Origin of the sequence: Clostridium sp. (assembly GCF_021443865.1) — a bacterium.
Classification (GTDB): Bacteria; Bacillota; Clostridia; order Clostridiales; family Clostridiaceae; genus Clostridium.
The window spans coordinates 8,264-17,150 of sequence record NZ_JABUTB010000045.1 but is presented as its reverse complement, the minus strand read 5'-3'; the positions used below and the strand labels follow the sequence as shown (position 1 = coordinate 17,150).

The following is an 8,887-nucleotide window of genomic DNA, read 5'->3' as shown; positions in this document are numbered from 1 at the left end:
AAGACACCTAGGTGTCTTTTTCTAATTGTATTTCACACATTATAATATATATATCATAATTATTGATACTATTATTGCTAATACTCCTGAAGCTACTGCTAATAAAAATCTCTGATATGGACGTTTTCCATACTCCTGATTTTTTTCAACTTCATTAATATTTTCTCCTTCTAAAAAAGTTACAATTTCTCTATAGGTTTGAATATTAAAATTCTTTTTAAGTTTTTCAACTTTAATAGCATAATACATTGTTGCTATTGCAATTAACCCCCATATTCCAAGCCCCACATAGCCTATGAATTTTACTAGTGGAACAGGTAATAAAATAGTTAATACTAACAAAATACTAAAGATATTACTCTCATGTTTAAAGTCAGAGATGTCTTCTGTTTTAATTTTTTCTTTCATTTCTTCAAAATCTCCTTTCACTAATAAATCAAGAGTTACATTAAAAAGATCACTTAAAAGTAATAAACTTTTCACATCAGGATAATTCTTATTGTTTTCCCAATTTGAAATAGTTTGACGTGATACATATATCTTTTCAGCTAAGTCATCCTGTGAAAGCTTCATTTCTGTTCTGTATTTTTTTATTTGTTTTCCAATCTCCATTTAATGTCCCCCTGTAATACTAGTCTAAGATCTAAAGACTATTTTAACTATCAAAAGTATTTGATATTGGCTATTTCTCATATGTAAAAAGTTTTTGACACTTAAAATTTACCTATTTCTTATAAGCATCAATAATAATTGATACCATTCCTAATTTCCTTCTCATTTTAATACCTCTTCACGCCTATAAATTCTAATAAATACAACTTATATCATAGATTTATCAATGACATATGTTAACTTGTCATAAGTTACCTCAATCCCATTTTTCATTGCTTTATAGTTCTTTTCCACTTTTAATCTTTTCATATTGCATTTTTCCATGACTCTGATGGACCCAATATTTTTACTTGTACAGGTTGCTATTATTTTATATATAGCTAAATCATTGAAAGTGTAATTAATAATTGCATTAACAGCTTCACTCATATAACCATTATTCCAATACTTTTTGTTTGAAATCCACCCTATTTCAGCCTCTAAATCATTGATTATCAAACTAATATTTCCAATAACTTTTAAAGTTTTATTTAATCCTATCACAAATTCATACCAAGTTGGATTTTCTAAATTTAGTGAAAATATACAATCATTAATAAACATCCTTATTTGTTCCCTAGTCTTTGCCCAATAAATCATATATTGTCCAGTTTCTTCATCACAACCATATTCACAAATATCTTCATAATCTATTTCTTTTATTAGTCTAATGGTTAATCTTTCTGTTTTAATTATCATATTCACCTGCCATGTACACATAATTTATCTCTTTCTTATTTCTATCTGCAAAATTGGAATTTACTGCTATCAATACTTATACCAAGCTCTCTTCATCCCTTGGAGGATGTTGTGGCAAAGTAATATACCACCTTGCACCAAATTTATCCATCACAACAGTTGCTAATGGACTCCATGGAAATTGGCATACATCAGTTATAACTTTACCTTCCTCTTTTAAAATTGAAAAAATACGATAAAACTCTTCTTCTGACTTAACGGTATAACCCAGCTCAACAGGATTATCATATGACAAGTTCATGCCATTTGGAAGATTGGAATCATTTGCTTCCGCAACTGCCAGAAAATGCTCACCCTCCTTCAACAATTCTGAATGAAAGTAATTTCCATCTTCATTTAACACATGATATCCTAGTTCAAGTAACTTTAATTATTTCTAGTAAATATTTTGGTATCACCCAATAAAATAATCTCACCATTATCTACAATTATTCCACCACCATTAGTAATTGCATATATTTTTTCCTTTTTCTCTTTAAGCACCTTATTTATATGTTTATTTTGTACCTCTGTTCCTGCGTAATGAACTTCAATACCAAAATCATTAATTATATTTAATCCTAAATTGTAAGAAAAAGTATCATAATCTGCATCTGGAGTTATATGGTACTCTGATATTTGAGCCATAGCCCCTGCACTGCTTCCCATAATAACACCTTTAAAGTTTTCAATATTATTAACTAAATCAAATTCAATTAAACGTGCCATCATTTTTTCTGGAAATCCCCAAGTCAAAAATATAATATCACTATCCTTAATTAAATCTTTAGCCTTTTCTTTGGTATCTTTAAAATAATTTACCCATTTTATATTATCTTCTTTAATTTCAAAGCTTTTAAATATGCTGACAATTTCCTTATACCATTCACCATTATTACAATATAAATATTCAAAGTCTTCCTCATTACTTATTTCACTACCAAAAGAAAAAGGAATTATCATAACTTTCTTTCCTGCACTTATGTATTTTCCTACACTATCCTTTGCAAAGCTTTCATGAAAATTATATAAACTAAATAACATATTAACCATAAAGCTTTCCCCCATTTCTCATTTTCAATATACTTATTATAACATTTTTGCCATTAATATTAAATTTAATATGCATATTAAANGCAGTTACAATAGCTTACGCTAAAACGGAAGTTAGTTTTGCATTCAACGTTAAATATATTTAAAATTCTGATATATTAATTAGATAAAATAAAAAAGGCACCTAAGCGCCTTTTTACTTTTAATATACAAGTTTAATGAGATAGTTTTATTATCAAGTGGAGTTTGCTAGAAAATAATATTGTTTTCCAATAGAATTTACCTTGTGAATAAATAATATACTTTTGATAACTTTATTAATTTATTAGCATTTATATCTTTAATTTCATCTTCTAAGTATTTCTTTAAAATTATATTTTCACCATAATCTAAAATCTTTTGTTCAGCTTTTTTTTCACTTACTGCCATAGTCATAATAGCAACTAAGACGCTTATAAACCTTTCTTCAGTACCACTTGCAGATGCAACACCTACAGAAATTAGTCCACTTAGGATATCTTCAATATCTAATGTTTTATTTTCCTCTTCTATATATCTATTTATAAAAAATTCACTAAATCCATCAGTTAAATAATAATCCTCACTTTTAATTACTAAAATAGTATTATTCATTTTTGAAAACTTTCTTAAACTAATTCTAAGGGAATTATCTTCTCTTAATTTATTATTAAACTTATTTTCTTCATTTAAAGTTTTATTTTCTAATACTAGAACCTTAAACTCTTCTACTCTTCCTGTAACAACGTTTATATTATATCTATTTATAAATCTTAATGCCATTTCCCTTATTGGAAAAGAAGTGTTTGCTCCTAGTATATCTAATATTACAGGTATCCCCTTTCTTCTTGCAATTCTTATTGATTTTTCTATTGCTTCAATTTTATCTTCATTTAAATCCTGAAGATATATTAATAAAGAGTTAGCCTTAGAAGTTAATTCTAAATATTCATTTATTGAATTAGCAATTACAGGTTTACCATTATAGTTTATTATGCTTTCTTCTAACTTTTCTGAAGAACTTGTAATACAGTGTATAAGAGGTTGCTTTATTTTCTGCAAGTTTAAGCTCTCGTCTAATGCTCTTATACCAATTTGCATTATTGTTTCCTCTCTTACATCCTAAAATATATTGATGCAATACAAATCGTATTGATATATATTATTCGACAGTAATTTTATCTGTTCCTTATTTTTCTCAATAGTCATTTCATAAATATTGGTATATAATGATAGTTAAATATTACATAACAAAGGAGATTAAAATGAATTGGATTGATGAAATTAAAGAATACATTCCATATACTGATGAAGAAGTAGCAGATAAAGAAGCAATTTTATATGCCATAAATAACTTTGATAATTTACTTACTAGAGAAAATCCATTAGCTCATATAACTAGCTCTGGATATATAGTAAATAAAGATAAGACTAAAGTTCTTATGATTTATCATAATATATATAATTCTTGGTCATGGACTGGTGGTCATGCAGATGGTGACGAAGATTTATTATATGTAGCAATAAAAGAAGCTAAGGAAGAAACAGGAGTTAAACATATTAAAGCTTTAGATGAGAAAATATTTTCTTTAGATGTACTTCCTGTACCTGCTCATATTAAAAAAGGTAAAAATATAGCATCACATCTTCATTTATCAGTAGCTTATCTTTTAGAAGCAGATGATACTGATATGCTTACTATTAAAGAAGATGAAAATAGTGGAGTAAAATGGATTCCAATAGATGAAGTTTCTAAATACTCAACTGAAGAAGATATGATTGTGCTTTATGAGAAGTTTAATAAAAAGATTAAAGAAATGGAATAAAATTAAAGAAGTAGAATTTCTTCTAAAAAAATTTTATTTAGTGATGGTAAACTAATAAATCTAACAGATATTAAAGATATTAAAATTGAAGATAGCTTTTTTTGTCTATCAAAGAAAATATCTATTACATTAGATAAAGATTTTAGGATTGTTTATATAAAAAATGATAATTTCCCAAAAGTTGAAAAATACTTAAATTACATAGATAATAATTAAATATTATATACAATTCATTCCTATTACTCAATTTAATTAATTTGATTATATAAATTCATAAATAAAAAAACTCAGGACTACTGAGTTTTTTATTTCCTTAATTCTTTCATTTTTTAATTCTTTCATTTTTTAATTCTTTCATTTTTTAATTCTTCTCTATAACTTAATAGTATTTCCACTTCTATTCATCAAATCAATAATTTGATACATATTTCCTATTTCTCCAACTTTAAGATCTTCCTTTAAATTATAAAAATCTAAACAAGCACCACAACTTATTATATTTACTCCCTTATCCTGCATTGATTTTAAACTATCTATTACATCTGAACCTGTGCAAGTTAGCTTAACTCCTCCATTTATAAACATTAGGTTTTCTGGAAGAATTTCTGATTCTGCTAGGGTATTTATATATACCTTCATTAAAGTTTCTCCTAATCTATCATCACCATGTCCTAAAAGATTAGTTGAAACTAATATAGTTGGTGCTGAAGGAACAGATATATTATCTAACTCTTCTCCATTAACCTTAGGTACTTGTACACCGCTAATATCTCCCCTTGAAAGTTGGATTTTATATAGTCCCTCTTCTTCAACAAAGCTACTATTTAAATTTATTCCCTTTGCAAGTCTTAATATATTATTTTTAGCTACTTCATTATCTACTATTACTAAAGTTTCCTTTGAATCTTCTAAATCAAAGTATTTTTTTGTTTTTATTACTGGCATAGGGCAAGCTAATCCTTTGCAATCAATAATATTCATACTATCACCTCTATTTAAATTCTTTATATTAATTATCCCAAACTCTTTTCACTTCATTTTTATGTTGTAAAGAGCCATTATTTTTTATAAGTAAAATTTCACTAAGTATTCCTAAAGCAATTTCTTCTGGTAAACTAGATGCAATATCTAATCCCATTGGAGCATATACTTTTCTTAAAGTTTCTTCAGCAATTCCCTCTTCAATTAAATCATTCATTATTCCTTTAACCTTTTTTAAGCTTCCTATCATTCCTGTATAAGAGGTATCTTTCTTAATTACTGACCTCAAAGCTTCTTTATCAGTTAAATGTCCTCTAGTTACTATTACAACATAATCTTCTTTATTAAGATTAAAGCTATTAAGATTTTCTTCTATATTACCTATTATAATTTCATCTGCTGATTTAAGTCTTTCTTCATCCTTATACTCTAATCTATCATCAAATATTACTGTATAAAAATTAAGTACTTTTGCTATACTGTTAAGTTTTTCTCCTATATGGCCTCCCCCAACAATAATTAATCTATTCTTAGGAGTAAAGACCTTTATATATCCTTTTACAGCTCCACCACAAGCCATTCCAAGTCCTTCTTCATTTAAAACATAATCAAAAGATACACTTTCATTTTTAGCTATTGCTTCCTTTGCTTTTTCTATTATACTTAATTCTACCTTTCCACCTCCAACTGAACCTAGTATTCTTCCACTACTAAAAACAGCCATTGAAGAACCTTTTTTCCTTGGAGATGAACCACTATCTTCAGTTAGTATTGCAAGTGCAGCACTCTCACCATTTTTTATTGCTTCATAAATTTCAAATAAAATTTGCTCATCCATTCTTTTACCCTCTTATAAATTCTTAATATTTTTCATTATGAAAAGAGCTTCTAAAACTCCTCCGCCAATATTTCTAGCTTTATCAGATATAGTTGTATAATTCTCAACTTCTTTAAGTCTAGGATCTACATCTCCTATCTTTAATCCCTTATATACCATTGTCCCATCTTTAATTATTCCTCTTAATAGTCCACTAATAGGTGATTTAACTTCAATATCACCTATATAAGCTAAGACATCATCCTTATTTACAATATCTCCGATTCTACTAACATTTTTTATTAACCCATCAGCTTCACTATAAATTACTCTTTCCTTTGAGTAACCTCCAATTTCACCTGGAACTCCAGTATTAGGCATAGCATAACCTTCAAAAATTAACCTTCCTAAGTTATGCCCTCTCATGGTTTCAATAACAACATCAACATCTTCACCTGCATTAAAGCCTGGTCCTAGTGCTATTGTTATTGGTGCCATAGACTTATTGGTTCCTAGATTTTTCTTTGCTAATATAGCATCTATTACAGCTATTGGTTTAATTTCTTCTATTATCTTTCCTTCTGGATCAATCATTATTGGTATAATATTATTTTTATGAGCTTCTTTTATTTCTTCTATATTACTAACTTTAATTGCTTTAATTCCTTCTACTGATGTTTCTCCATTATAAATTGCGTCACTAAAAGCTACATTTCTTCTTATGGCTGTTGGCTTATCTACTTCTAGTATTATTAGTTTAAAACCACTTCTGTATAACTTTTGTATACTTCCAGAGGCTATATCTCCTCCACCTCTTATAACAACATACTCCATTCTCATATACCTTACCATTTTTATTACAGCTTAATAGAGTCTAAATAATTATCCTTTAAACTCCCATATATAATTTTATTTATAAGTCTTAATTCATTATTTTTCTCTATTATTTTATTAATTAATAAATTTAAGACATCCCCATTAATCATATCAGCTGCATTTAAAAATAGTATCCTCTCTCCCTTTGAATTTTTAAATAACCCATTTTCACCAAAAATAATACTTATTAATATTTCAAAACTGACCTTTTCATTTAATTTGCTATTAGTTAAATTTATAAATTCCTTTAGTCTATGAATATTATCATGATTTATTGTCATACCAAAGGCTTTTAAGCTTAAGACTCCTAATGTTTTATTAGTATTTTCATAAATAACTGGCTCCTGCTCATTCCAAGCCTTTAAGGATTTCTTCTTAGCGCCATCAGCTTCTATTAAAATATACTTAAAGCTATCCTTTAAATAATTTAACTCTTCTAAGTCTAATCCCACTAATTTATCTTCATTATTTACATAATTACCATAAACATATATTCCATTTTCACTAGTAGCTTGTAAATATTCATAACCATCTTTTCTTAATGCTAAGTGTTTAATTTTTTCTTCCTTTGGCTTATAGATTTTAGTTGTAGTAGTAACTAAAACCTTATGATTTTTTAATTCATTTGCTAATTGAAACATTAGTGTAGTTTTTCCACCTGCACCTACTATTGAAACTATATCCTTTTCTTTAAGTTCTAACAATTCATAAATCAGCACAATATTTCTCCTAAATTATATTTATAGGTTTATTGTTTTCATTTACTTCAATTACTCTTCCTATAATTTCTGCTTTAATTTCACTTCTACTATTTATATTATTTAATAATTCTTCTGCCTTACTTTCTTCCACTGATATTAATAAACCACCAGAAGTTTGTGGATCAAAAAATGTTAATCTTGTGGCATCATCAATATTATCCATGAATTTTACCCATTTTTCAAAATGCTTTTCATTTGTATAGGCACCACTTGGCAGACAATATTCTTTAACTAATTCTTTTACCTTCTTCATAACAGGAATCTTCTTGCTATCTATTTCTAATGCTACTCCACTTCCTGCTGCCATTTCATAAGAATGTCCAACAAATCCAAAGCCAGTAATATCAGTGCAAGAATTTACACCTATTTTTTGCATTTCTTCTGATGCAATTTTATTTAAAGTTGACATAACCTTTTCTGCTTCTTTAAATTCTTCGTCTGTAATAAAATCTATTTTTAGTGCTGTAGTCAATACTCCTGAACCTAAAGGCTTTGTTAATATAAGCTTGTCACCTACTTTTGCACCAGAATTAGATATAATCTTATTTGGATTTATTATTCCTGTTACAGATACTCCATACTTTATTTCTTCATCGGTAATAGTATGTCCACCTGCAATAGTTGCTCCAGCTTCTCTAATTTTATCAGCTCCACCTCTTAATATCTCTGATAGTATATCAGCTCCAATAGTTGCTGAAAAACATGATAGATTTAAAGCAGTTAAAGGTTTTCCTCCCATGGCATAAACATCACTTAAAGCATTAGCTGCTGCAATTTGGCCATATGTATAAGGATCATTAGAAACTGGTGTAAAGAAATCTACAGTTTGCACTAAAGCTAAGTCATCAGAAATTTTATATACTCCAGCATCATCTGATTTATCAAAGCCTACTAATAAATTAGGATCTCTTTCATCTTCTTTAACTTCGATATGCTTTAGTACCTTTGCTAAATCCTCTGGAGTAAACTTACCTGCACATCCACATCTAGTTGATAATTGCATAAGTTTCTTTTTATTATTTTCCATTTCATCACCTAATTTTTATTACCCTTCATTAATTTACTTAATAATTTGCTTTACAGTTAAATTATAGCACTATTGAGAAAAATGAGATAGATATTATATTTATTACTAATAAAAAGAGATGCCTTTTAGGCACCTCTTT

11 protein-coding genes are annotated in these 8,887 nt (G+C 27.6%); 1 reads left to right on the top strand and 10 read right to left on the bottom strand.

The genetic code is table 11. The features are described from left to right. Positions 1-39: 39 nt before the first annotated feature. The 5 genes from HUJ77_RS09155 to HUJ77_RS09135 all read right to left on the bottom strand — a co-directional run bounded on the left by HUJ77_RS09155 (position 40) and on the right by HUJ77_RS09135 (position 3,561). Positions 40-612 carry a helix-turn-helix transcriptional regulator gene (locus HUJ77_RS09155; RefSeq protein ID WP_291708280.1) on the bottom strand — a complete coding sequence of 191 codons (573 nt, stop codon included), beginning with the start codon at positions 610-612 and terminating at the stop codon, positions 40-42. Positions 613-819: 207 nt separating this feature from the next. Beyond that, positions 820-1,350 carry a GNAT family N-acetyltransferase gene (locus tag HUJ77_RS09150; protein WP_291708279.1) on the bottom strand — a complete coding sequence of 177 codons (531 nt, stop codon included), beginning with the start codon at positions 1,348-1,350 and terminating at the stop codon, positions 820-822. 76 nt (positions 1,351-1,426) lie between these two features. Then, positions 1,427-1,753 carry a hypothetical protein gene (locus HUJ77_RS09145; protein WP_291708278.1) on the bottom strand — a complete coding sequence of 109 codons (327 nt, stop codon included), beginning with the start codon at positions 1,751-1,753 and terminating at the stop codon, positions 1,427-1,429. A gap of 23 nt (positions 1,754-1,776) precedes the next feature. After that, a complete protein-coding gene (locus tag HUJ77_RS09140) occupies positions 1,777-2,442 on the bottom strand; it encodes a Type 1 glutamine amidotransferase-like domain-containing protein (RefSeq protein ID WP_291708277.1) in 666 nt (221 codons plus the stop codon). Between the two features lie 279 nt (positions 2,443-2,721). Beyond that, positions 2,722-3,561, bottom strand: a complete 840-nt coding sequence (locus HUJ77_RS09135) for a hydroxyethylthiazole kinase (protein WP_291708276.1) — start codon at positions 3,559-3,561, stop codon at positions 2,722-2,724. 164 nt (positions 3,562-3,725) lie between these two features. Here HUJ77_RS09135 and HUJ77_RS09130 point away from each other — a divergent pair, with 164 nt between their 5' ends. After that, positions 3,726-4,286 carry an NUDIX hydrolase gene (locus tag HUJ77_RS09130; RefSeq protein ID WP_291708275.1) on the top strand — a complete coding sequence of 187 codons (561 nt, stop codon included), beginning with the start codon at positions 3,726-3,728 and terminating at the stop codon, positions 4,284-4,286. 372 nt (positions 4,287-4,658) lie between these two features. On the opposite strand, the gene yedF is transcribed toward HUJ77_RS09130, so the two are convergent. From yedF to selD, 5 genes are read right to left on the bottom strand one after another with little or no spacing between them, the layout of a single operon-like run. Further along, on the bottom strand, positions 4,659-5,267 hold the full coding sequence (yedF, locus tag HUJ77_RS09125) for a sulfurtransferase-like selenium metabolism protein YedF (RefSeq protein ID WP_291708274.1): 609 nt from the start codon (positions 5,265-5,267) through the stop codon (positions 4,659-4,661). Between the two features lie 28 nt (positions 5,268-5,295). Then, positions 5,296-6,105: an XdhC/CoxI family protein gene (locus HUJ77_RS09120; RefSeq protein WP_291708273.1), complete on the bottom strand. Its 810-nt coding sequence runs from the start codon at positions 6,103-6,105 to the stop codon at positions 5,296-5,298. A gap of 12 nt (positions 6,106-6,117) precedes the next feature. Next, positions 6,118-6,936, bottom strand: coding sequence for a selenium-dependent molybdenum cofactor biosynthesis protein YqeB (gene yqeB / locus HUJ77_RS09115; RefSeq protein ID WP_291708272.1), 819 nt, complete (start codon positions 6,934-6,936; stop codon positions 6,118-6,120). A 5-nt stretch (positions 6,937-6,941) separates the two neighbouring features. Continuing rightward, the gene (gene yqeC, locus HUJ77_RS09110) at positions 6,942-7,679 is read right to left on the bottom strand and encodes a selenium cofactor biosynthesis protein YqeC (protein WP_291708271.1); all 738 of its coding nucleotides are present in this window, start codon (positions 7,677-7,679) and stop codon (positions 6,942-6,944) included. Positions 7,680-7,689: 10 nt separating this feature from the next. Further along, positions 7,690-8,748, bottom strand: coding sequence for a selenide, water dikinase SelD (gene selD / locus HUJ77_RS09105; RefSeq protein WP_291708270.1), 1,059 nt, complete (start codon positions 8,746-8,748; stop codon positions 7,690-7,692). Between the last annotated feature and the right edge of the window lie 139 nt (positions 8,749-8,887).